Source organism: Nocardia heshunensis (assembly GCF_054782115.1).
The window spans coordinates 458,048-478,925 of sequence record NZ_BAAGTC010000007.1 but is presented as its reverse complement, the minus strand read 5'-3'; the positions used below and the strand labels follow the sequence as shown (position 1 = coordinate 478,925).

General features: G+C 66.5%; 21 protein-coding genes. 12 read left to right on the top strand and 9 right to left on the bottom strand.

Translation table 11 applies throughout. The features are described 5' to 3' along the window. Window positions 1-10: 10 nt before the first annotated feature. The gene (locus ACYVN4_RS25315; protein WP_460724480.1) at window positions 11-709 is read right to left on the bottom strand and encodes a S1 family peptidase; all 699 of its coding nucleotides are present in this window, start codon (window positions 707-709) and stop codon (window positions 11-13) included. Window positions 710-1,036: 327 nt separating this feature from the next. On the opposite strand from ACYVN4_RS25315, the gene ACYVN4_RS25310 reads away from it, so the two are divergent. Continuing rightward, complete coding sequence (locus ACYVN4_RS25310; protein ID WP_460724479.1) at window positions 1,037-2,404, top strand: alpha/beta hydrolase domain-containing protein; 1,368 nt, start codon at window positions 1,037-1,039, stop codon at window positions 2,402-2,404. On the opposite strand, the gene ACYVN4_RS25305 is transcribed toward ACYVN4_RS25310, so the two are convergent. Then, on the bottom strand, window positions 2,383-3,075 hold the full coding sequence (locus tag ACYVN4_RS25305; RefSeq protein ID WP_460724478.1) for a TetR family transcriptional regulator: 693 nt from the start codon (window positions 3,073-3,075) through the stop codon (window positions 2,383-2,385). The two genes, ACYVN4_RS25310 and ACYVN4_RS25305, sit on opposite strands and share 22 nt — an antisense overlap. Before the next feature lie 63 nt (window positions 3,076-3,138). Between ACYVN4_RS25305 and ACYVN4_RS25300 the strand changes: the two genes are divergently transcribed. Beyond that, window positions 3,139-4,005 carry an SDR family NAD(P)-dependent oxidoreductase gene (locus ACYVN4_RS25300; RefSeq protein ID WP_460724477.1) on the top strand — a complete coding sequence of 289 codons (867 nt, stop codon included), beginning with the start codon at window positions 3,139-3,141 and terminating at the stop codon, window positions 4,003-4,005. Window positions 4,006-4,077: 72 nt separating this feature from the next. On the opposite strand, the gene ACYVN4_RS25295 is transcribed toward ACYVN4_RS25300, so the two are convergent. The 3 genes from ACYVN4_RS25295 to ACYVN4_RS25285 form a co-directional block, all read right to left on the bottom strand. After that, the gene (locus ACYVN4_RS25295; protein ID WP_460724476.1) at window positions 4,078-6,717 is read right to left on the bottom strand and encodes a DUF4132 domain-containing protein; all 2,640 of its coding nucleotides are present in this window, start codon (window positions 6,715-6,717) and stop codon (window positions 4,078-4,080) included. A gap of 127 nt (window positions 6,718-6,844) precedes the next feature. Beyond that, window positions 6,845-7,762 (bottom strand): alpha/beta hydrolase, encoded by a 918-nt coding sequence (locus ACYVN4_RS25290; RefSeq protein WP_460724475.1) that lies wholly within the window; start codon window positions 7,760-7,762, stop codon window positions 6,845-6,847. A gap of 21 nt (window positions 7,763-7,783) precedes the next feature. Next, complete coding sequence (locus tag ACYVN4_RS25285) at window positions 7,784-8,815, bottom strand: zinc-binding dehydrogenase (protein ID WP_460724474.1); 1,032 nt, start codon at window positions 8,813-8,815, stop codon at window positions 7,784-7,786. Between the two features lie 210 nt (window positions 8,816-9,025). Between ACYVN4_RS25285 and ACYVN4_RS25280 the strand changes: the two genes are divergently transcribed. The 8 genes from ACYVN4_RS25280 (at window position 9,026) to ACYVN4_RS25245 (ending at window position 17,282) form a co-directional block, all read left to right on the top strand. Then, a complete protein-coding gene (locus tag ACYVN4_RS25280) occupies window positions 9,026-9,940 on the top strand; it encodes a helix-turn-helix transcriptional regulator (RefSeq protein WP_460724473.1) in 915 nt (304 codons plus the stop codon). A 232-nt stretch (window positions 9,941-10,172) separates the two neighbouring features. Further along, window positions 10,173-11,471 carry a DegT/DnrJ/EryC1/StrS family aminotransferase gene (locus ACYVN4_RS25275; protein WP_460724472.1) on the top strand — a complete coding sequence of 433 codons (1,299 nt, stop codon included), beginning with the start codon at window positions 10,173-10,175 and terminating at the stop codon, window positions 11,469-11,471. Continuing rightward, window positions 11,468-12,640, top strand: coding sequence for an MFS transporter (locus ACYVN4_RS25270; protein ID WP_460724471.1), 1,173 nt, complete (start codon window positions 11,468-11,470; stop codon window positions 12,638-12,640). The genes ACYVN4_RS25275 and ACYVN4_RS25270 overlap by 4 nt, the downstream gene beginning before the upstream one ends. Further along, window positions 12,637-13,572: a sulfotransferase gene (locus ACYVN4_RS25265; protein ID WP_460724470.1), complete on the top strand. Its 936-nt coding sequence runs from the start codon at window positions 12,637-12,639 to the stop codon at window positions 13,570-13,572. Before ACYVN4_RS25270 ends, ACYVN4_RS25265 begins: the two co-directional genes overlap by 4 nt. Before the next feature lie 6 nt (window positions 13,573-13,578). Then, window positions 13,579-14,403, top strand: a complete 825-nt coding sequence (locus ACYVN4_RS25260) for an SDR family NAD(P)-dependent oxidoreductase (protein WP_460724469.1) — start codon at window positions 13,579-13,581, stop codon at window positions 14,401-14,403. Between the two features lie 56 nt (window positions 14,404-14,459). Continuing rightward, window positions 14,460-15,272 carry a family 3 encapsulin nanocompartment shell protein gene (locus ACYVN4_RS25255; protein ID WP_460724468.1) on the top strand — a complete coding sequence of 271 codons (813 nt, stop codon included), beginning with the start codon at window positions 14,460-14,462 and terminating at the stop codon, window positions 15,270-15,272. 9 nt (window positions 15,273-15,281) lie between these two features. Next, window positions 15,282-16,565, top strand: a complete 1,284-nt coding sequence (locus tag ACYVN4_RS25250; protein ID WP_460724467.1) for an NAD(P)/FAD-dependent oxidoreductase — start codon at window positions 15,282-15,284, stop codon at window positions 16,563-16,565. Window positions 16,566-16,577: 12 nt separating this feature from the next. After that, window positions 16,578-17,282 carry an aspartate/glutamate racemase family protein gene (locus ACYVN4_RS25245; protein ID WP_460724466.1) on the top strand — a complete coding sequence of 235 codons (705 nt, stop codon included), beginning with the start codon at window positions 16,578-16,580 and terminating at the stop codon, window positions 17,280-17,282. Here ACYVN4_RS25245 and ACYVN4_RS25240 read toward each other — a convergent pair. Further along, window positions 17,276-17,902: a TetR/AcrR family transcriptional regulator gene (locus ACYVN4_RS25240; RefSeq protein ID WP_460724465.1), complete on the bottom strand. Its 627-nt coding sequence runs from the start codon at window positions 17,900-17,902 to the stop codon at window positions 17,276-17,278. The two genes, ACYVN4_RS25245 and ACYVN4_RS25240, sit on opposite strands and share 7 nt — an antisense overlap. Before the next feature lie 61 nt (window positions 17,903-17,963). Between ACYVN4_RS25240 and ACYVN4_RS25235 the strand changes: the two genes are divergently transcribed. Then, window positions 17,964-18,419, top strand: a complete 456-nt coding sequence (locus tag ACYVN4_RS25235) for a VOC family protein (protein WP_460724464.1) — start codon at window positions 17,964-17,966, stop codon at window positions 18,417-18,419. Here the strand turns inward: ACYVN4_RS25235 and ACYVN4_RS25230 are convergent. Beyond that, complete coding sequence (locus tag ACYVN4_RS25230) at window positions 18,414-18,770, bottom strand: nuclear transport factor 2 family protein (protein WP_460724463.1); 357 nt, start codon at window positions 18,768-18,770, stop codon at window positions 18,414-18,416. The genes ACYVN4_RS25235 and ACYVN4_RS25230 overlap by 6 nt on opposite strands. Before the next feature lie 2 nt (window positions 18,771-18,772). Next, window positions 18,773-19,504, bottom strand: coding sequence for an SDR family oxidoreductase (locus ACYVN4_RS25225; RefSeq protein WP_460724462.1), 732 nt, complete (start codon window positions 19,502-19,504; stop codon window positions 18,773-18,775). Window positions 19,505-19,642: 138 nt separating this feature from the next. Here ACYVN4_RS25225 and ACYVN4_RS25220 point away from each other — a divergent pair, with 138 nt between their 5' ends. Next, the gene (locus ACYVN4_RS25220) at window positions 19,643-20,527 is read left to right on the top strand and encodes a helix-turn-helix transcriptional regulator (RefSeq protein ID WP_460724461.1); all 885 of its coding nucleotides are present in this window, start codon (window positions 19,643-19,645) and stop codon (window positions 20,525-20,527) included. On the opposite strand, the gene ACYVN4_RS25215 is transcribed toward ACYVN4_RS25220, so the two are convergent. Continuing rightward, window positions 20,473-20,814 carry a putative quinol monooxygenase gene (locus ACYVN4_RS25215; protein ID WP_460724460.1) on the bottom strand — a complete coding sequence of 114 codons (342 nt, stop codon included), beginning with the start codon at window positions 20,812-20,814 and terminating at the stop codon, window positions 20,473-20,475. The genes ACYVN4_RS25220 and ACYVN4_RS25215 overlap by 55 nt on opposite strands. Window positions 20,815-20,878 lie beyond the last annotated feature (64 nt).

Genomic DNA, 20,878 nt, shown 5'->3' with positions numbered 1-20,878 from the left:
GGGATGGCCGTCATGCCGGGCGCAGGCCGGTGCCTACGCCTCCGCTCGCGTTGATGGCCTGCAGAATGTCTGCGATGGGCGCGAAGTAGGCTGGGGCGTGGAGCGGGAACGCCGCGTCGAGGCATTGCAGGTTCACTCCACCGGGCTGGAGGTGGCCCTGGTTCATGCCGACGAGTTGATCGCCTAGGGTGACCGGACCGCCGGAATCGCCAGGGACCGAGCAGGATTGGTTGAGTACCCGGGCACCGTAGGGTCCCCATACGACTCCGCAGTCGAACCCGCTGGAGCGCCCGTCGGTGCAGACCGAGGCCCCTGGCGTGGGTGTGGCGCCGTAGCCCGCGATGGTCGTTCGCCCGACCGTACGGACTGGGGCCACCTTCGACGGGTCGAATTCGATGACCGCGTAGTCCAGGCCGCGGCCTTGGTCCGAGAACACCACGGTGCCCACCACACCGGCGGCGCGATTCTGTTCGGCCCGGATCGGCGAGCCGGCACCGCCACAATGCCCGGCAGTCAACCCGACAAGTCGTGCGGCGTCGTCGTAGCCGATCGTGGTCAGTGAGCAGACTCCGTTGGCGTTCAACAGGATCCCCGACGCTCCGCCCAGGACGGCGGGGCCCGGTTCCGCCGCGGCGGTTCCGGCCGCGGCGGCGGTGGAGGCGATGGCCGCGCAGCAGATCGACACGGCCAGCCGACGGAATCTCTTCATGGGTCTACCCCCTGCGATACCGGACGAAAGTCCACATTTGAGTGGAGTAAGTGAACATCAACAGCAAATATTCGGCAATCTCAACGGTGCGCCCATTGACCACCGTGATCGCGCGTTCACCCACTGGACACCTCGGATGCCCCGCTCATCGCCGCCACCGAGCCCCGTCGGAAGCCTTCTGTTACCCACCCCACATGCCGACCGTGACCTGTATCGGCGTTGGCTCGCACCGACGCGACTCGACCCACCGGAAGACAAAGGGGCACAAGCGATGACCGCCGCATGCGAGTGATTGTCCGAGAACCAAGCAGTTGTTAGGGTTCCGGGATGGGGTACTCCGGTCCGGTCGCTGGTTCGATCAACCTGATCTCGACGTTTTTCCCACTGTCCGATGTTGGCTACGTCGCCGAGGAATACATCCTGTCCGGCACGGCCGGGTCCTACCGCTTGATCGGTTCGGCCGGCGACGATGGTGAGTGGGCGACCGAGCCGGATAGCTTCGCGCCGTTCACGACCCGAATCGTGGTGTACCGGCCGGTTGAGGGCTATTGCGGGACGGCTGTTGTGGAATGGCTCAACGCATCCTCCGGGGCGGATACGCCGCCGGTCTGGCTGTTGGCGCATCGGCAGTTGATCCGGGCGGGGATGGCGTGGGTTGGGGCTTCTGTGCAGTATGCGCCGATCCATGGCGGCAGTGTGATGGCCGCAGCAGCCGAGGGGGATGACACCTGGAACTCGGTGCTGCTGCCGCCGTTGAAGCAGACGGATCCGGTTCGGTATGCCGAGCTTTCGCATCCTGGTGACGCCTATTGCTATGACATCTACCGGCAGGCGGGGGAGTTGGTCAGGACGCTGCTGGCCGGGACTCGGCAGCTACTCGCCGCCGGGCAGTCGCAATCCGCGGCGACGCTGGTGACGTTTGTGAATGCTGTTGCGCCGCATGGCTCGCCGTACGACGGGTACCTGATCGACGGTCGGCCCGGCTACCCTGCCACGCTCACCGGGTGGGGAGAACCAGACACGCTCGACAGCGGCACGCGAGTGCGTACCGATACGACGGCACCGGTGCTGGTGCTCCAAACCGAAACCGACGTAGTCGGATTCATGCAGTCGATCAACTCCCGCCAGCCCGACTCCGACCGATACCGGCTCTGGGAACTGGCCGGTGCCGCGCACGCGGACACCTACACCGTGAGCGCATCGTTCACCGACTCCGGTTCACTGACCGCGGCGGAACTCGCCGCGTTGATGGCGCCCCGCCGCAATCCACTCGGCGTCGATTTCCCAGAGCCGATCAATTCCGGTCCCCAACATCACTATGTCCTGCAGACAGCCATCGCGGTGCTGTCCCAATGGGCTGGTGGCGGTCCCGCTCCCGCGCATGCCGATCGGCTCGCGGTCTCGGAAGGACAGCTGGCACTGGACCACCACGGCAACGCACTCGGCGGCATCCGCACGCCGTGGATGGACGTACCACTCGCGGTACTGTCCGGCCTAGGCCAGGAGGGCGGCGGCCCGGCCATCATGTTCGGCTGCACGCGACCACTCCCGGGACCCCCTCCGGACAACTACCTCGAAACATTCAGCGCGGCAACCGACAAGGCGGTAGCCGCAGGCTTCCTCCTCGCCGAGGACGTGCCGGAAATCCTCGCCATGGCGGCCGCCCAGCCGGGTCAGATCGAGCGCGTGACGTAGCCGGTGATCAGGGTGCCCAGGATGTCGGTCAGCGAGGGTTCGACATCGACGATGGCGTGGGCCAGTTCGGGTTCGGATTCGTAGAAGGCACGCAGATGTGTGCCGGGGGCCGCCATCTGCCACATGGCACCGGCCATCGAGGTCGCGGTCGCAACCACTCTGCGCGCCTGGTCGAGACCGAGAGGCGTGACCGTGCAGAGCGCGGCACCGATCTCGGCCACCGCGGCCAGGGCGCGAATCTTGAACGCCTTCACCTTCTCCTGGGAGACATTGCGCTCCAGGTTCAGTGGCGTTTGGGCGAGCAGGTCGCAGAACAGCGGGCGAGTCACCAGAGTGCGCGCGAGAATCGCGGCAGCGTCATCGGCGGCGGAGGGGTTCCACTCGCGGCGTTCGCCGGTTGAGCGGGCCGCGAAGTCGTCGATCTCCGCCCGCACCGCCAGGGACCATTCATCCCACGCGTCGGCTGCCAGCTGGAGGAAAATGTCCTCGCGAGTTTCGAAGTAGCGCAACATCGCCGACTTGTGCATGCCGACCTCGTCGGCGATCGCACTCGCGGTCACCTCCCGCACGCTGCCGACCGTCGCCAATCGAGCCGCCGCGGCCAGGATCGTGTCCTGCCGTGCGCGTTTGGCTTCGGGGGTGCGGGCACGTGCGAAGTCGAAGTCACTCACCGTTGCAGCCTAGTCTAACGAAACGTGGTTGCGGTAATAACACAACCATGTTGTACTAAGTTCATGAGCACGCAGCCGAACACCTGGTTCATCACCGGTTCCACTCGCGGCTTCGGTCGCTCCCTCGCGACGGCCGCGCTCGAGGCCGGAGACAATGTCGTGGCGACCGCCCGCAAGCCCGAGCAGCTCAGCGACCTGGTCGCGAAGTACGGCGAGCGGGTACTCCCGGTCGCGCTGGATGTCACCGACCCAGCAGCGGCTTCCGCCGCACTCGCCGAGGGCTTCGACCGATTCGGGCGGATCGACGTGGTGGTCAACAACGCCGGCTACGCCAACCTCTCACCCATCGAAACCACCGACGAGGCCGACTTCCGCCGCCAGTTCGAAACCAACTTCTGGGGCGTCTACAACGTGTCCCGCGCAGCACTACCACTACTGAAGAAGCAGGGCGCGGGCATCGTCATCCAATTCTCCTCGGTAGGCGGCCGCGTCGGCCACACCCCCGGACTCGGCTCTTACCAAGCAGCCAAATTCGCCGTCGACGGCTTCACCCGCGTCCTGGCCGCCGAGACCGCACCATTCGGAATCCGCTACCTCGTGGTCGAGCCCGGCGGTTTCGCCACCGACTGGGCGGGTGCCTCGATGCAGATCGACGACATACCCCAGGACTATCGCGAAACCGTCGGAGCCCTAAGCGAATTGCTGCGCAACGGCACCGCACCCGGCGACCCAGCCCGAGCCGCCGACATCCTCGTCCGCATCGTCCACGAAGACAACCTCCCCAGCCACCTACTACTCGGCGCCGGAGCGGCCCAAATGGCCCTCGACTACTCCCACTCCCAAATCACCGAAGCCACAGCCTGGCAACCCATCTCAGCCTCCGCCGACACCGCCGCCCCCTACCCGATCGACCTGCCCCTCACCCGTTGAGCCACACACGAACTGCGGATTCCATGGGTTCAGGACGCGAATTCCTTTGCGCCGTACCACCGCCCAGGGCTCTCATCCAGCTCGCAGCGCCTCCAACTCGCGGATCACCTCGGACGCGGTGACGGGGCCGAGGGCAGTCGGGTCGGTGTCGATGAGGTCGACGCTCGTGATGAGGTGGGTCGAATGCCGCATCAGGTCGCGCCATTCGAGGCTCGGATAGATCCGCAGCTGGACCGAACCGCCGGTGAACAGCGGCCGCACGATGCGATCGATGGCGCCGTTGGAGGTCTGTCGTGTCCACCCGTTGCGCGCCAGTACCAGCAGTCGACCCGGCGAGGTTTGGAGATGCCGGTATCCGCTCAGGCCCGCAGCGAACGCGGATGAGTCCATTGCCCATACTGCTCGGTCGAGCTGCGAAAATGGCTGCAGAACAGCAGCATCCGCGAATACCGATGCCCAGCGGGCGGCGGCCTCACCGAGCTGTAGCGGATGGACGATCCCTACCTCGACGTCCTCGGCGATGCTGACGGCGTCGCCGTTGACGTCGGCGAACGTGAGATCGTCGGCAATCCGGAAGGACTGCTGAACGATGCCATCGGCACCGAGGGTGGCCCACACCAGGCGGCGGGCGAGCTGATACAGCAACGGATGGTCGACGAACAGCTCCCGATACACCTGCGCCGACCAGCGTCGATCCTCGACCATGGCCTGCTCCAGACGCCGAATCTGTTCGCGGGCAACTGTCTTTGCGCCTTCTCGCAGCGCGGTGAACCGCTCGTGGGCCGCGGTGGCGATGGCGCGGTCGTCCTGTGTGGCGGGCTTGGGCAGGGTCCTGCGGAGTGGTCCGGCAGTCCACGATCCGTCTTTTGCGCGGTGGCCGTCGAAGACGATCGGTTGGAGTTGTTCGTCGAGGTCGATGACGAAGCCGCGCGCACCGTAGTCCAGGGTGAGTCGGCCGTCCCTGCCCAGACCGAGGTCCGGAACGGAGCGGTCTGCCAGTTCGTCTGTCGTCATGCGGCGCTGCTCGGCGACAGCATCGAGTTTGGCCCGCACTGCCTTTCGGAATCCGCGCTGTCTGGTGCGAAGGCCAATGTCGTGCAGGTGCCCGAGGGCGGCTGGAGTACCGATATCGGCCAGTACGTCCAGGGCTGCTACCGCGCGGGCCGAGGCCGATTGCCGCGGCCACTGCAGGATCAGTGGGACCAGCAGCCGCGCGGCTTCGTCGTCACCGAACAGCCCCACTGCGCGCAAAGTCCAGATTCCACCTGTTGGGTATTCGGCGAACACCCACGCTTGAAACAGGCCCCACGCGAAGCTTGCCATCGACATCGGATCGAGAACGGCCGAAATCTGTTCGATCGCCGCGCGATCCGGTGTGCGCTTGGCCAACAAGGCGCACACCACCTCCGCCGCTGGCGTCGGCAGGGCTTGCGCGGTGTTGCTCGTCAGCAGCGGCGGCAGCACCGGCAGGATCAACCAGGACGGCACGGCGGCCGGTTTCCGGCGTGGTCGAAACACATCGGGCAACTCGGTGGGTTCGACAACCGGCACATCGGGCAGTTGGACACCGAACTCCGCAGCCAGGTGCGGATTCCGCCAGGCATGGATCCGCAGTAGTGTGCCGACCGCCGAAGACCGCTCGGCGCCGGCTGACAGCAGCCGCATCGCCCGGCGCGGGAAACGTTGCGCCGCGGCCATTGCCGCAGTCGGAACCCCATAGCGGTCCAGATTATGTAGCAGCAGGCTGAACGCCTCATCCGTGGGCAGATACGACAGAATCTCGGCCAGGTCCCACGTATCCTCCCGGGTCCAGCTGGTCACGTGATCCACGAAGGCCACGGCGGCAATCGTTTCGGCTGCCTCCGGACCGACACGGGCGACCGCGCCGATGTACCCGGCTGTCTTCACGTCACTACGATTCGCCGGACGCAGACGCGCGATGAAGCTCTTCAGTTGGGACGCGGTCGTCACCGCTGTCGCGAGGATCGCGTACATGGTGTGAACCCAGTAGCTGTCCTCCACCGGTTGATCGATGTCGGCGGCGACCCACGACTGCTCTGTTGGCACCAAATAACTCACGGCCACACGAACCGGCAATGCTCCTGTTGCCGAACGTATTTCGCCGAGACGCACGATGGCGGCGCGGTAGCGGTCCTCGGTGGCGGCAACCAGGTGCTCGCGCGCTCGCGGCAACGCGGCCATCGAATGAAAACTGTAGAAGTACCGCCCGGCAGACCATGGCGTCAGGTCGTAACCGCGACCGCCCGATACCTCGCGGGAGACACGACTCATCGTAGTCGCGATAATTGCGGCCTCGGCCGCAAACACTATGCCGCGCTGGGCCACCCACGCGTCGACCGTCATAGCCCAGTAGTCGACGGTTTCGTCTTGCCGCCGTTCGTGTCGCCGTTCGCCCTCGGCCACAATCGCCAACGCAGCCGCCCCCAGCGGCGTCGCCGATGTCGGATCGGCCAACGCGACCGCTCCGGCCTCGGACACTGCTGTCGGCCACGAAGCCGCCAACGAGGGATGCAGGTAGTCTCGATTGGCCGCAATCACCTTGTCGTACAGTTCAACAGCGTTCTGAATCGGCGTGAACGATCGATAGTGGGCAAAGCCGCGGACCGGAGGTCCCACGTCGCGCCATGCGGCGGGAACCTCCCACGCGTCCTCGTCGAGCCCGTCACGATTGCGCTCTGCGTCAGTGGCCATCGGCCCCCCTCTCGAGTACTGCAAACAACTGCCAGTATTCAAGCAATCACGACCGACAACCGACCGTCGCGGCCCCCTTGGCGCCGGTACCGACTACCGGTCGCTCCGCCCGCCATCTGGGGATGAATTACAGGTTCTTGGTGAAGAATTCGGTGAGCTTCTCGGCGACCTGGGGAACGTAGTCGGGCTTGTAGTACAGGTCGATGTGGGAGGCGCCGGGGATGAGGTGGAGTTCCTTGGGCTCGTTTGCCTTTCGGTAGGCGTTTTGGCTGAAGTAGAGGGTGTCGGCTTCGGAGCCGGCGATCAGGAGCAGGGGGCGTGGGGAGATCATTTCGATGCCTTCGAAGGGGAAGAAGGCCATTTGCTGGCCGAGGCTGGAGAGGGCGAAGGCACCCATGGCACGCGGGTGGGGTGCCACGTTCGAGTAGTACTCGTAGCCCTCTTGGTAGAGCTTCGGGATGGTGGACAGGTCGTTCATGTCGAAGGCCGGGTTGTCGTTGATCAGGGAGAACATCTCGACCTCGCCGCCGGCGGCTTCGCGGGTGCGGGCCTGGCCTACGCGCTCGAGCAGACTGTTGCGGTACTCGATCGACTGGGTGCCGCCGACGCCGTCGCGGCGGGCGGAGCCCAGGTCGAAGGTGCTCACGCCTGCCACCGCCTTGATCCGCATCTCCGTCTGCGCCACGTTGACGCTGTAGCCACCACCGGCGCAGATACCCAGTGCGCCAATGCGTTCGGCGTCGACGGACGGTTCGTTGCTGAGGAAGTCGATCGCGCAGCGGATGTCCTCGACGCGCGAGGCGGGGAATTCCGAGAAGTGTGGCTCGCCACCGCTCTCGCCTTGGTACGAGGCATCGAAGACGAGGGTGATGAAGCCTTGGGCGGTGAGCAGTTCGGCGTAGGTGGTCGAGACCTGTTCCTTGACCGCACCGAAGGGGTGGGTCACGACGATCGCCGGGTACTTGCCACCTTGCTGAATGTCCTTCGGCTTGAACAGGTTACCGACAACGGTATTGCCCTTGTTCTGGAAGGTCACGCGTTCCATGTCTGTTCTCCTTTGCCGAATTCAGGGGCGGATCAGGACTTTGAGAGCCTCGCGGTCGTTCATGAGCCGGTAGCCTTCGGCCACGTCCTCCAGGCCGACAGTGCGGTCGAAGACGCGGCCGGGATGGATGTCGCCATTGAGGATGTGCGGCAACAGTTCCGGGATGTAGGCGCGGGCGGGGGCGACGCCGCCGGTCAGGGTGAGGTTGCGCATGAACTCGCCGAAACCGAAAGGGATCGCGGGGTATTGCGGCGCGCCGACGCGGCTGATGACGCCACCGTCGCGAACCACCCCGGCCGCCTGGGTGACAGCGGCCGCGAGGCCGACACATTCGAGTACCCGGGCGACACCTCCGCCGGTCAGTTCCCGGACCGCCGCGACGCCCTTGTCACCGCGGTCGGCGATGACGTCGGTCGCGCCGAATTCGCGGCCGAGGTCGGTGCGTGCGGTGTGACGGCCCATCAGGATGATCCGTTCCGCGCCGAGCAGTTTCGCGGCGATCACTGCGGACAGGCCGACCGCGCCGTCACCGATCACGGCCACTGTGTCGCCGGGCCTGACACCGGCGGTGTGGGCGGCGTGATAACCGGTGCACAGCACATCGGACAGCGTGAGCAGATCCGGCAGTAGCGGGGAGTCCTCGGCGACCGGGAGTTTGACCAGGGTGCCGTCGGCATACGGGATGCGTGCCGCCTCGCCTTGGCCGCCGTCGACGCCGCCCACACCCCATTGCCCGGCGTGGACGCAGGAGGTCTGCAGGCCGAGTCGGCAGTACTCACAGGTGTTGTCGGAGTAGGTGAACGGGACGACGACCAGGTCACCGGGTTTGACGGTCACCACGTCGGCGCCGATGTCCTCCACCACGCCGAGGAATTCGTGCCCCATATGGCGAGGGTTGTCGGTGCGCGGCGCGGACTTGTAGGGCCACAGATCGCTGCCACACACGCAGGACACCACGATCCGGATCACCGCGTCGGTGGGGTTTTGAATCTTCGGGTCCGCGACGTCCTCGACCCGAACGTCACCGGCCTGATAGAGCAGGGTTGCGCGCATTGCGGAAACACCTTCCTTCGAATTTCCGTCCGGAATGCCTGAGCGACAGCCGGGTGAAGCGAGCTGGGAACGTTCCTGCGCTGCTCAAACTATGACCCACCGCGGCGGACACGCACCACGCCCCGCTGTTCGGGGGAGCCGCCAGCGGGGGTGCGACACGGCCCCCCACGGATACGGCGCACCCGACGCGATCGGGTCAGACTGGACGTCATGGCAGATCAGCGGCCTCGCGACGGCGGCACCGAGTTGGGGCGATTCCTGCGCGCCCGCCGCACCCAGGTGTCACCGGCTGACGTCGGATTCAGCCCCACCACGGGCATTCGCCGCACCCCGGGACTGCGCCGCGAGGAGGTCGCCGCCCTGGCCGGGGTCAGTATCGATTACTTCACCCGCCTCGAACGCGGCAAGGAAACCCGCCCCAGCCCGGCGGTCGTCGATGCCCTCGCCCGCGCCCTCAAACTCGATCCCGAAGAGCACGAGCACCTCATCGACCTCGCTGCCCGAGCCGCCCGCCACGCACCCCAACCGCCGCCCGCCCCGAGCCGGACCGTGAGCCCCCAGGTCAAACTGCTCCTGGAGACGCTGCGCCCCAACCCGGCCTACGTCACCAGCCGCACGCTCGATGTCCTCGCGTCCAACCCCGGCGCGGCCGCCCTCTACGCCGGTCTCGACGACTGGCCGATCAAGCAGCGCAACCTCGCCCGCTTCCTGTTCCTGCACCCCGCCGCCCGCGACCTGTATGCCAACTGGGACACCCAGATTCGCGGCTGTGTCGCCCGCCTGCGCGCCCTCGCCGGAACCGACCCCGACGCCCCCGACCTGGCGGGTCTCGTCGGCGAACTCCTACTCAAGAGCCCCGACTTCGCCACCCTCTGGGAACGCTACGACGTGACCAAACGCGCTCACGCCCAACCGAAGACCTTCCACCACCCCCATGTCGGCACCCTCACCCTCGAATTCCAGGGCATGCAACTGGAGAACACCCCGGGTCACCGCCTCGGCGTCTACGTCGCCCGACCCGACACCCCCGACCACGACGCCATGCTCTTGCTCGACATGACCGTGCAGCGACAGAAGCCCCTGTTGGACAGTGGAATTGATTCTGACGCACCGACTGCAATGTGATTCCGGCAACCAGGTCAAGCCCCAATATCCGTTGGGGCACAACGGGTTGCGCGATGAACCGTATCGGACACGTGACCAGGATTTAACGACATTTCGGGCATGAGTCGCGGAAATCGGCGTAGCGTGCCTTGAACATTCACCGGGGTTCCCCGCGATGAGAACTTCGGCAGGCAAGCTGTCGCAACCACCGACCCGGTGTCGGTGTGTAGCCAGAAATATGATGGCGGACAACGTGATTGATGATTCGACATCTGCCCCGACAACACCCGTCACGCTGGCGCTGTCCGGCGGGGATCCGGTCCGGCGCACCGCTTGGCCCACCTACGATCGGGGCGCGGTGTGCGTGCATCCCGAGGATGAGGAAGCGGCGCTGCGCGCGCTGCGCAGCCACCTCTACTTCCGGTACGACCACCGCCCGCATCATGAGACCGAGTGCGCGCAATTCGAGGCGGAGGTGTGCCGCTACTTCGGGTCCGGGTACGCGCTGGCCACCTCCAGCGGCACCACCGCACTGACCCTCGCGATCATGGCCGCCGGAGTCGAGCCCGGGAGTCTGATCGCTTGCCCCGGTTTCACTTTCGCCGCCACGCCCAGTTCCATTCTGCTCGCCGGATGCACGCCGTTCCTCGTGGATGTCGACGAGAATCTCCACCTGGACGTGGCCGATCTGCGCAGCCGGTGGACGCCGCGGATCAAGGCGATCGTGGTGGTTCACATGCGCGGCTTCGCCGGAGACATAGGGGCATTGCTGCGCTTCGCCGAGGAGCAAGGGGTGCCGGTCTTCGAGGACGCGGTTCCGGCGCTGGGCGCGGAGCTGGAGGGGCGCAAACTCGGCACCTTCGGCCTGGCGGGGGCATTCAGCACCCAGTCGGACAAGTCGCTCAACAGCGGCGAGGGCGGTTTCCTGATCACCGACGACGCCACCCTGTTCGCCCGTGCCACAGTGCTTTCCGGTGCGTACGAGGGGCGGTTGCGGCGGCATTTTCCGGACGGTGACCCGCCGATCCCCACCGATCTGGAGCTGCCGTTGTTCAGCTTCCGGATGGACGAGATCCGGGCCGCTCTGTTGCGGTCCGAACTGGGACGGCTACCGGATCGCCTGGCCGCCTTTCGCGAGAACTACGACTATGTGGCCGCGGCGCTGGCCGACCTCGACGGCATTCGAATCCGTCGACCGGTGGCCCCGGGCGCCTATCTCGGTGAGGCATTCATCTTCCGGGTTCCCGACGGCCGCGCGCACTGGTTCGCGCGGGCGCTGTGCCGGGAGGGCGTCGACGCGCGCAATCTCGGCTCGGACGACGATCACAATATCCGCGCCTTCTGGAACTGGCGATTCCTGTTCCGCGGCATGGACACCGCCGCGGTCAAGGCGTCCCTGCCGAACGCGACCCGTTATCTGCAAGAGGCGGTGGACATTCCGCTGTCATCGACCCTGACTCGGGCCGACTGCGACGATCTGATAGCGGCCGTGCGGAAGGTCGCGGCCGTTCTCACGGCGGAATCGAACGCGACGTGGACCGGCCACCGATGACCGCGCCCTCCGACACCGGAACGCTTCCGCGGCTAGCGCTAGCCGGAGTGTTCGGCGGATTGTTCTGCGGGTATCTGGGTCTGTCCGCAGCCATTCCGGTGCTGCCGGACCACGTCCGCAGCCAGTACGGCGCGGGCGATCTCATGGTGGGTGTCGTGGTGACGGCCACCGCGCTCACCGCGCTGCTGACGCGGCCGGTATTCGGTGGGCTGGCCGACCGGCACGGCTACCGATCGGTCATGCGGTTCGGCGCACTCGCCCTCACGGTCGGCGGGCTGTTGTACTTCCTGCCGCTCGGCCTGGCGGGTCTGATCGCGGTACGGCTGCTGGTCGGCGTGGGCGAGGCTGCGCTCTTCACCGCGGGAGCAGCCTGGACCGTCCTGCTCGCACCGCACAACCGGCGCGGCCAATTGATCGGGCTCTACGGCGTAGCCATGTGGGGTGGGATCTCGCTGGGGACGGCACTCGGCGCGGCGCTGCGGCATTTCGGGATCGATGCGGTCTGGACACTGTGTGCCGCAATGCCTTTCGCTGGACTCACGCTGATCAGCATCGTCGCCCCCGAGCCACAGGTGGCGCGGTCCGGTGGAGGTCGCGGGCTGATGCTGCGACCGGCTGCGCTGCCCGGCCTGGCCCTGGCTCTCGCGGCCGCGGGCTACGTCGGACTGGCCGCGTTCATCATCCGCGACCTGCAAGTGCGTGGAATTGGCTCCGGCGCAGTCGTTTTGAGCGTCTTCAGCGCCGTCTACGCCGGTACGCGCCTGGTCATCGGCAAGCTGCCCGACCAGCTCGGGCCGCGTCGAGTCGGCACCTGGTCCGGGATCGGTGAGGCGGTCGGGCTGCTGATCGTCGCCTGGTCACCGAATCTGCCGGTGGCGCTGCTCGGTGTCATCGTCATGGGGGTCGGGTTCTCACTGCTGCATCCCTCCCTGGCGTTGATGGTCATGAACAGCACCGACAGCGCCAAACAGGGTGCGGCACTGGGTGCTTACACCTCGTTCTGGGATCTGGGCCTGTTCGTCTGGGGTCCGGCGACCGGGGCCATCGCGAGCGGATGGGGCTATCCCGCCGTGTATCTGGTCGGCGCGGGCTGTGCGCTCATCGCGGCGGGGATGGCCGGGACGATTCGACAGTCGACCGCCCCGCTCGAGAAGGGAGTCAGCGGATGACGAGCGCATCGCCGGTCAAGGTCCTGTCCATCATCGGATGGTGCCGCAACGGCAGCACCATCCTCGGCAATATCCTCAATGAGATTCCCGGCGTCTTCCATGTCGGGGAACTGCATTTCCTCTGGAAGAACGCGGCGGGCCGCGGCGTGAACGAGCTGTGCGGCTGCGGGGACAAGCTCGTCGACTGCCCGTTGTGGTCCACGATCCTGCCGGTCGGACGGCCCGCCGGCACCACGCTGGAAGCCCACGCCGACATGGTCATCCGGCATCAGCTCGGCTATGTCCGGACCAGGCACACCTGGCAGGTGCTCGGCCGCGGTCTGCGCAATGGCGAGATTCGCGAGCACGCCGAGCTGTTGACCGGGGTCTATCGGGCGGTCGCGGAGCGCACCGATTCGCGGGTGATCGTGGATACCTCGAAGATGCCGGGGGAGGCGGCGCTGCTGGAGTACATGGAGGGCATCACGCCGTACTACGTCCATCTGGTGCGTGATCCGCGGGCTGTCGCCCAATCGTGGAGCAAGCCAAAGGAATACGTGTACGCCATGGGGCCGGCGAAGAGCACCGGCTACTGGACCGGCTTCAATCTCGCGTCGCACGCGATCGCCCGGCGCTATCCGCAACGGTCGATGTTCCTGCGCTACGAGGACTTCATCGCCGACCCCGCGGCGACGGTCGACGACTTGCTGCGGTGGTGCGAGCTCGACCCGGCGGCCAATCCGATGACCGATCGAGCGGTGGAGCTGCACGCCAATCACACGGTCACCGGAAATCCGGACCGCTTCAACACGGGGGTCACCGTGATCCGCCCGACCGACGACACCTGGCGGAAAGCACTGCCGTCTTCGTCCAAGTGGACGGCGGAGCTGCTGTCCTGGCCGTTGTCGCTCCGGTACGGGTACCTCAACCCGAGCGCAGACGGAAGGGGCTGAGCGACAATGGATCTCGGATTCACAGACAAGGTCGCACTGGTCGCGGGCGGATCCAGCGGCATCGGGCTGGCGATCGCTCGCGAACTGGCCGCCGAGGGCGCGCATGTCGCCATCGGCGCGCGCGACCCGGACCGGCTCGCCGTCGCCGAGCGGGGGATCAAAGCGGTGGCGCGCGGCCGGATCCATGCGACTCGCGTGGACATCACCGACTCTGCCGCGGCGCGTCGCTGGGTCGACGAGGTGGCCGCCGAGTTCGGCGGACTCCATATCGTCGTCGTCAGCGGCGGCACACCACCGACCGGGAGTGCGGCGACATTCGCGCCGGGCGCCTACCGGGAGGCGGTCGACACGGTGCTGATGCCAGCGGTAGAACTGGCGCTCGCGGCTGTGCCGCACCTGCGTGACGCGCACTGGGGCAGGCTGCTTTTCGTGGCGTCGGAGACGGCGGCGGTCCCCATCAGCGGACTGGCCCTGTCCGGGGTGACCCGGGCGGCCATCGTGCGGTTCGCCCAATCACTCGCCGCCGACCTGGGCCGCGACGGCGTGACCGTCAATGTGCTCGCACCCACCGCTACCCGCACACCGCTGCTGGAACGAGTCCTGACACAAGGATCCACCGATGGCGGGCTGGAGGATCAGCTGGCGGCCGTCGGTCGAAACACCGCCATCGGGCGGGTGGCGCGTCCCGACGAAATCGCCGCCCTGGCAACCTTTTTGGCCAGTCAGCGAGCCGCCTATATCACCGGCACCGTCCAGCTGATCGACGGCGGTTCGAGCGTGCTCGGCGCGTCCTCATCGCACTACACCGTTTCCCAGGAGGGGACATGTTGAAGGCAGACACCATCAAACCCACACTGGCGCAGGTCGTCGCCGACCGGAAGCAGGAAATGTCGCCGGGCCGCAGGTTTGTCGAGGCCTGCGCGGAGCACGGGCTGGACGCGGCGGTCGAGTACGACGTGACCATCACCGATTCGCTGACCAGCTCGCGACGCAAACCGCGCAATCCCGCCCGCAACATGCTCAAGACGGTCGATCTTTCCCGCGATCCGCGCCAGTTCTATTGGCACGAAAGCGCTCCCGAGGCGGGCGGTATTCCAATCGAGGGTGCGGAGGTTCGACGGGAGCTGGCCAGTCGCTTCGGCAAATCGCCGATTCCGGAGCTGCTCACCACCACGGCGTGGGTGCAGGTCCCGCCGGATCTGTGGAAGGATCCCGAGACCTTCGAGACCTTCATCAACTACCGCTTGATCGTCCGGCTCTGCACAGCCGAGAACGTCACGATCATCAGCGGCGAAGGCGGGCTGCTGAACCTGCCCGGGATCGAGAGGATGACGTCGCCGGGGCCCTTCGCGTCGACAATCCTGCGCGCCTGCAACGAGATCGAGCAGATGGGCGGCACGGCGGACGGCATGATCATCAACCCGGTCGATTACTACCGTGCGATGGGGACCGGCCGGCTGATGGACGATCTGGAACAGAACGGGGTGTTCATCGTCCGGACGCGGCTGGTCGAGCCCGGCTCCGCCATCGTCGGCGATTTCGGGCACGGTGCACAGCTTTTCGACGCCGGACGCTCGGTGATCCGTTTCGCCGAAGCGCCCGAAGGCACGTTCACCGAGCCCGGTATCGCGCTGAAGGCGGAGATCTACGAGCGGGTCGTGGTCAATCTGCCGACGAACTTCTTCGTCGTCACCGTCTAGGTCGACGTCGTGACGCCCGAGCGGGACGGCCCCGAGCACCCGGATGTGGTGGTCATCGGCGGGGGAGTCGTCGGACTGTTCTGCGCCCATCAGTTGCGGCAGCGCGGGGCGACGGTCACGGTGCTCGAGCGCGGCGCGCTCGGCGGGCCGCAGTCGTGCTCCTATGGCAACACAGGTTTCGTCGGCACCCACGGCGCGGCACCGCTGGCCGAACCCGGCATGCGCGCGCTCGCCGTTCCCGGTGCGACCGACCCCGATTCACCCTGGTACATCGAACCGCGGGCGGACGCCGAATTGACGCGTTGGCTGGAGCATTTCCGGCGCGCCTGCTCGGCCGAGGCGGCCGCGGCCGGATTCCGGGCGCTGATCGCCATGAAGAAGCGCAGCCTGCAGCTGCTGGTCGAGCTGTGTGCCAGCGAGCGCATTGCCGCGACCTTCGAGTCCCCGGGCATCGTGCTGGCGTTCAAAACCGAGCAGGGCTTCGACGAGGCGAGACGAGCGGTCGAGCGGACCGTCGCCGGTGGTGTACCGCTGTGTGTGCTGCCGCCGGGCGAGCTCGAGGAACTCGAGCCGAAGACCGTGTTCGATATCCATGGCGCGCTGTACAACCCGGAGGGCGCGTATCTGCACGTTCCCGAATTCCTCGTCGAATTCGGTCGCGTGCTGAGAGATTCGGGAGTGGAGATCTGCGAGGGTGCGGAGGTTACCGCGTTCGAAGTGCAGGATCGAAATGTAGTGCGCCTCAGTACCACTGGCGGAGAGCTGCGTCCCGGCACCGTGGTCATCGCCGCAGGCGCATGGTCGGGCGAGTGCGCCCGTTTAGCGGGCATCGATCTGCTGCTGCAACCGATCAAGGGCCACAGCGTGACCATGCCGATGCCGCCGGGCGCGCCCAGTCGGCCGGTCCTCCTCAGCGAGGCCAAGGTGGCGATGGTCGCGCTCGGCGATCGGCTGCGGATCGGCGGGCAGCTCGAACTGGCCGGAATGAGCACCGAGATCTCCGAACGCCGAGTGCGGGCGATGCTCCGCACCGTGCGCGATTACCTTCCCGCACTGGAGGAAACGCCGACCCTGCAAACCTGGAGCGGATTACGGCCGTGCACGCCCGACAGCCTGCCGCTGATCGGTCCCGCGGGCGATCTCCGCAACGTGCTCATCGCCGCCGGGCACGGCCATATCGGCATGGGCCTCGCACCCGCTGCCGGCGAACTCATCGGCCAAATCCTGGCGGGCGAGCGACCCATCACCGACCCGATTCCCTTGCGGCCGAATCGATTCAGCACCCCAACCTGAAACGGCGACGACATGGCAGACCGAACGGACATCAGGATCGGCGTCCTGTGTCTCGACACCGCATTCACCAAATTCCCCGGCCACATCCGCAATCCGGCGACCTTCGACTTCCCGATCACCTATCAGATCGTCCACGGCGCAACCCCGCGCCGCGTGGTCACCGAAGCGGATCCGACGCTGCTCGAGCCGTTCATCGACGCCGCCCGCAAACTCGAATCCGAAGGCGTAGCGGCCATCACCGCCGCCTGCGGCTTCCTGGTCATCTTCCAACAGCGCCTGGCCGACGCCGTCCGCATCCCGCTCTACACCTCGAGCCTCATCCAATTGCCTCTGGTCCACCGCATGCTGGCCACCGATCGCCCGATCGGCCTCCTGGTCGCCGACGAAAAGTCCCTCACCCGCCGCCATCTGGCCGCGATCGGCGGTGAAACCGTCCCGATCCGCGTCGCCGGAATGTCCGCCCACCCCGAATTCCGCGAGGTCATCCTCGAAGGCGGCCGCAACAACCTCGACCCCGACCGCCTCGGCCGCGAAGTACTCACCGAAGTCCACCGACTAGCCACCCACAGCCCCGACCTAGGCGCACTGATCATCGAATGCACCGACCTGGTGCCCTACCGCCACACCATCCAACAACACCTCGGCATCCCCGTCTTCGACATAGTCACCCTCACCGAGATGGTCCACCAAACCCTCTCCCACCAGCCCTTTCAATAGGGAACGGTAGTCGTTTCGGCAGCGTATGCCGAGATCAATGCCGTTGCGGCCGTTGCGGCTTCACGTCTGGCCTCGGCCAGTGGGTTCGGGAGGTCGGCGAGGACGCCTTCGGCGAGGAATACGGCGTGGCCGTGCGCGCTGGCTGCGATGGCCAGGATCAGCCTGCGGGCTTGCCGGTCATCGCCGCATAGTGCGCGGGCGGGTTCGGACAGCTCCCCGAGGAGCGCTTGTCCGGCTGCGGCGAGTTCGGGGTAGCGGGCCTTGTCGAGTCCGGCGGCGAACGTGAGCTGGAACAGTGCGGGATGATCGGCCGCGAATTGGACGTAGGCCGCGGCGAAGGCCGTCAATTGTTCGGACGGGCCGGGGGCCTGCGCCATCGCGGCGCGGTAGAACTCGCGTTGCTCGCTGAAAGCGCGCTGGACCAAGGCTGCCAGGAGGGCGTCGCGGTCGGTGAAGTGCTTGTAGGGCGCCGCGACACTGACGCCTGCCTGCCGACTGACCTCGGCCATCGTCATCCCAGCGACACCCTTGGCGGATACCAGGTCCAGCGCGGCTTCCTCGAGCACGCGGCGGAGGTCGCCGTGGTGGTGTCCGCTGCGACGTTTGACTTTCTCCGGCATGCCCCTAAGGTTAATGACACTAACCAGGTTAATGCAATTAACCACGAATCCGGAGGTCACCATGTCCGATGTCGATCTCGGCCTGGATGTACACCACACGAGCCTGTCGGTCGCCGATCTCGACGCCCAATGCGCCTGGTACCAGCGAGCTCTCGGGCTCCACGAGGTCATCGAGGAGTTCCGGCTCGAGGAACCGCCCGTCCGGACCGTCGTCCTGCGGTCGGCGACCGGGGTGTGCCTCGAACTCATCGAACGCGCCGGGGCAAGTCGCGACCGCACCTACACCGACCCGCTCGACGCCGCGAAGACGCTGGGATTCGGCCACTGGGCGGTAGCGGTCCGCGATCTGGATGCGGCCTTCGCCACGATTGTGGCCGCGGGCGGTAGCGCGGTGTGGCCGCCCGCCGACGCGGTGCAGCCGGGAGCGCGCTTCGCGTATGTCAAGGACCCCGAAGACAATCTCATCGAACTGATCCAGCCGACGGTGAGTCGTCCGATCCACCGGTCGAATTCATAACTGGTTGTTCCACATTCGGAACATGGAGCATTTGCCGCGCAGATCGAAGGTGACCGTCCATAGGTTCGCGAAGTCACCGAGTTCGGTGTATCGGCCGACGCCCTGGATTGCGGCCGTGTCGCCGGTGATCATCAGAATCGACCAGTCGAACGTCCAGCCGCCCTGCTGCCAGGCCAGTCGGCCGCGCCAACCGTCGACGATGGCATCGCGGCCGACCCAATCAGTCTGGTACGGCCATTCGTGATACTCGGCGTCTTTGCTGAACAATCGGGCGATGTCCTTGGCCGCGTTGGTATTCCACGCGTGCACGTAGCCGTCGACCCAGACCCCCACCTGCTCGTCGTCGATCATGATCAGCCCTGCCGTGTCGGCCGAACGACAATTTCGTTGACGTCGACCTCGGGTGGTTGGCCGATCGCATACTCGACGGCCGCGCCGATCGCCTCCGCCGGCATCGCCACCTGCATGCCCGCGTCGATCGCGGCGCGAATGTCGTTGTCGCCGATGCCTTCCGCGAGCTCGCTGCGGGTGAAGCCGGGGCTGATCACGGTGACGCGGATATCACGGCTCTCCTGCCGCAGTCCTTCCGAGATCGCGCGCACCGCGTACTTGGTGGCGCTGTAGACCGCCGCGGTGGGGTCGACCCGATGCCCGGACACCGAAGCGAGGTTGACGATGTGGCCGGTGCCGCGACCGGACATGAACGGCAGCACCGCGGCGATGCCGTGCAGGACACCGCGAATATTGACATCGATCATCCGATCCCAATCCTCGACCGCCAACGCGTCCAATCGCGACAGCGGCATCACACCCGCGTTGTTGACCAGGACATCGATCCGGCCGTACCGCTCGTAGGCCCGCGCCGCGAACGCACGCATCTCCGCCAGGTTGGTGACATCGAGCGCGTGAGACTCGGCGCTACCGCCAACCGCACGAATCCGTTCCGCCACTTCCGCGATGCGATCGGTCCGGCGGGCTCCCAGCACCACCCGGTGGCCCGCCGCGGCCAGCACTCGCGCGGTCACCGCACCGATTCCACTGCTCGCCCCGGTAATCAGCACAACCTTGCCCGACGCCTCGGTCACAATGACCCTCTCCGCTCGATCGATGGGCGCAGGGGTTCCACCGCCCGTCCTCGAGCATGCTGGCGATCCCTCGGTAAGCCCAGGTCGTGGCTTCCTGGGTGTGCGGGAACCCAGGAACACTCGACGTAGGCTGACGGGATGACCGGCAACGAATTCGGCGAGTTTCTGCGCGTGTGCCGATCCCGACTGACTCCGGCCCACGCCGGTATGCCATCCGCCGGGCCGCGCCGCGTCCCCGGACTGCGCCGCGAGGAAGTCGCGGTACTGGCAGGAGTCAGCGCCGACTACTACACCCGGCTCGAACAAGGCCGCGAAACCAAGCCGTCCACGCAGGTGGTCGATGCCCTGTCCCGGGCGCTGCACTTGGAGGGCGATGCGCATTGGCACCTGTTCCGGCTCGCGGGACTCCTCCCCGAACCCGGGCCCGCGACCACGGATGAGGTCGCACCCGAGCTGCTCCGCCTCATGGACGCGTTCCCCACTGCGGTCGCCTATATCGTCAACCGCCGCTTGGAAATTCTCGCGGCCAATGCCCTCGCTGACGCGCTGCTCGCCCCGTTGGCCGACCGGCGCAACATGATTCACTCGCTGTTCCACGATCCCGCCGCACGAACGCTGTTCGCGGACTGGCCGACCGTGAGCCGGGACACGGTCCATGCGTTACGTCTGGCAATCGGCTACCGCGACGACCCCCGCACCGCTGCCCTCATCGACCAACTCCGCAGCAGCAGTACCGAATTCGAAGCCCTGTGGCGCGACAATGACGTGCGCGGTATCGGCCGCAAGACGAAGACGTTCGACCATCCACGCGTGGGTCGGCTCGAACTGACCTATCAAGCCTTCGATGTCCAACATGCGCCCGGCCAGCAACTCCTGGTCGGCACCCCCACCCCGGACAGTGCCGACGCCCTTTCGAGGCTGATCCCAACCGCCTCGGATCAGACGGAAGAGGCTGCGAGGCAAGCTATTCAATCGATGGGACTGGTTGGCGCTGCTTCCCGCGCAGCGACTCCCAGCCCCTGATAGAGCCCGTCGTAGTAGTGGATAACCAGGGGTCGGGTGAGCATGGCCTCGAAGGTGGCGGTGAATCCGTTCGCGGTGCGCCAGGCGAGGTAGTCGGTGTAGTTGTGGGCTTCGGTCCACTGGGTCAGGCCCACGACGTGGTCGGGGTCGGCCTGGTCGCGCAGGATGCGGATCTCTTCGCACCCTTCGTGTTTGCTGCTCTCACCGAGAATCTCGAGCAGGAGGTTCGCGACGTCATCGCCACGGTCGGGCTGTGCGAAGAGCTCGGCGATCACCAGTGCGCTCATGGGTGTGCTCTCCGTTCAGTGGGGTGTGGTCCGCACTCGATACGTTGAGTGCGACAGCTGGGGG

Coding starts and splice junctions, on each gene's coding strand:
- ACYVN4_RS25315 (WP_460724480.1), bottom strand. CDS start 709: ATGAAGAGATTCCGTCGGCTGGCCGTGTCGATCTGCTGCGCGGCCATC.
- ACYVN4_RS25310 (WP_460724479.1), top strand. CDS start 1,037: ATGGGGTACTCCGGTCCGGTCGCTGGTTCGATCAACCTGATCTCGACG.
- ACYVN4_RS25300 (WP_460724477.1), top strand. CDS start 3,139: ATGAGCACGCAGCCGAACACCTGGTTCATCACCGGTTCCACTCGCGGC.
- ACYVN4_RS25295 (WP_460724476.1), bottom strand. CDS start 6,717: ATGGCCACTGACGCAGAGCGCAATCGTGACGGGCTCGACGAGGACGCG.
- ACYVN4_RS25290 (WP_460724475.1), bottom strand. CDS start 7,762: ATGGAACGCGTGACCTTCCAGAACAAGGGCAATACCGTTGTCGGTAAC.
- ACYVN4_RS25285 (WP_460724474.1), bottom strand. CDS start 8,815: ATGCGCGCAACCCTGCTCTATCAGGCCGGTGACGTTCGGGTCGAGGAC.
- ACYVN4_RS25280 (WP_460724473.1), top strand. CDS start 9,026: ATGGCAGATCAGCGGCCTCGCGACGGCGGCACCGAGTTGGGGCGATTC.
- ACYVN4_RS25270 (WP_460724471.1), top strand. CDS start 11,468: ATGACCGCGCCCTCCGACACCGGAACGCTTCCGCGGCTAGCGCTAGCC.
- ACYVN4_RS25265 (WP_460724470.1), top strand. CDS start 12,637: ATGACGAGCGCATCGCCGGTCAAGGTCCTGTCCATCATCGGATGGTGC.
- ACYVN4_RS25260 (WP_460724469.1), top strand. CDS start 13,579: ATGGATCTCGGATTCACAGACAAGGTCGCACTGGTCGCGGGCGGATCC.
- ACYVN4_RS25255 (WP_460724468.1), top strand. CDS start 14,460: ATGTCGCCGGGCCGCAGGTTTGTCGAGGCCTGCGCGGAGCACGGGCTG.
- ACYVN4_RS25245 (WP_460724466.1), top strand. CDS start 16,578: ATGGCAGACCGAACGGACATCAGGATCGGCGTCCTGTGTCTCGACACC.
- ACYVN4_RS25240 (WP_460724465.1), bottom strand. CDS start 17,902: ATGCCGGAGAAAGTCAAACGTCGCAGCGGACACCACCACGGCGACCTC.
- ACYVN4_RS25235 (WP_460724464.1), top strand. CDS start 17,964: ATGTCCGATGTCGATCTCGGCCTGGATGTACACCACACGAGCCTGTCG.
- ACYVN4_RS25230 (WP_460724463.1), bottom strand. CDS start 18,770: ATGATCGACGACGAGCAGGTGGGGGTCTGGGTCGACGGCTACGTGCAC.
- ACYVN4_RS25220 (WP_460724461.1), top strand. CDS start 19,643: ATGACCGGCAACGAATTCGGCGAGTTTCTGCGCGTGTGCCGATCCCGA.
- ACYVN4_RS25215 (WP_460724460.1), bottom strand. CDS start 20,814: ATGAGCGCACTGGTGATCGCCGAGCTCTTCGCACAGCCCGACCGTGGC.